The sequence below is a fragment of the Candidatus Symbiopectobacterium sp. genome, assembly GCF_020054415.1.
Lineage (GTDB): Bacteria > Pseudomonadota > Gammaproteobacteria > Enterobacterales > Enterobacteriaceae > Symbiopectobacterium.
In genome coordinates, this window is record NZ_JAHWCO010000196.1 from 1 (window position 1) to 1,033 (window position 1,033).

Here is a 1,033-nt window from a genome sequence, read left to right on the forward strand (position 1 = left end):
CTATTTTGAAAACACGCGCGATTTTCGGGATGCAATATTCAATTTTTTCACCAATACGCTACCAGAAATAGCGGACTCGCTGACGTCCAGAATTCACGATCATTTTCAGGTGCTCAAACCTGCATCTTGAGGTTTATTGGGGCTTTGTTGAATAATAGGGAATAATGCTGTTATGACACGCCTGTTTTGGATTAAAATGCTGATCGCTCCGGGATGCATCACCACGCTCTGGATTTAACAATACTGATTTTACGTCAAGGGAATCCGCAGCCTTTATGGCTACGCAGCATAATATCTATTTATTCAACAAAGCCGTTTATTGGGTATAAACCAGCTCTTTTTTGCATTCAAGATCGATATCCAGTTTGATATCCAGTTTGATATCCATCATGCTCAGGCAGCCATCGATAAATCCTTCTGCCATTTGTAGCTGCTTTAACACCAGCGTATGTGAAATGCCCAGTTTGTTACCAATCGCCCTCACCGGCAGGCCAAGCACATAATGCCACCCCAATAGCACATGCAGATACGGGTCGCGTTTTTTCAAACACGCCATAGCCCCATTAACAATCGACCCATCGTCATCGCAACACGACGGGCGCGAGCGCTGGCTGGAGGGCAGCAGCCCACGGAAGCCCGCCGCCACCGATGAGTAATACAGCCCGTGTTCAGTATGAGAAGCCCATGCGCCATAGCGCTCGAGCACCTTTTGGATATCACGAATCATCTTGCCACCTTTGTTGTTTCTATGCCGTTATCTGACAAGACCATCAGGGTCTTGCCGCACCGTCCCCTAGAGTAACAAAAGAGCAGCAGTCATAAACTTCCACCGAAAAGCTATTGATTTAATTAATAACTAAGTCCGTTACTCACGCGTAGCCAGTGTTGTTAGTTGTATTAGTCGCGACTAGATCTGACACTGGACCTTGAAAGGTTGAGAGTTACCGGTTTTGATATGGGTGTCTGATCCTTAAACAAAACGCGAGGTAACTCTCATGCTTCATACTAACAATCCCATTATCAAACACAAAGC

1 protein-coding gene and 1 pseudogene are annotated in these 1,033 nt (G+C 45.7%); one reads left to right on the forward strand and one right to left on the reverse strand.

Annotation, left to right across the window (positions count from 1 at the left end):
- Positions 1–130, forward strand: a pseudogene (locus tag QZ506_RS05760) (IS630 family transposase); the annotation flags it as partial.
- Positions 131–316: 186 nt separating this feature from the next.
- Here QZ506_RS05760 and QZ506_RS05765 read toward each other — a convergent pair.
- Entirely contained in the window at positions 317–724 is a 408-nt protein-coding gene (locus tag QZ506_RS05765) for an antiterminator Q family protein (protein WP_291969694.1), read from the reverse strand.
- Positions 725–1,033: the final 309 nt, after the last annotated feature.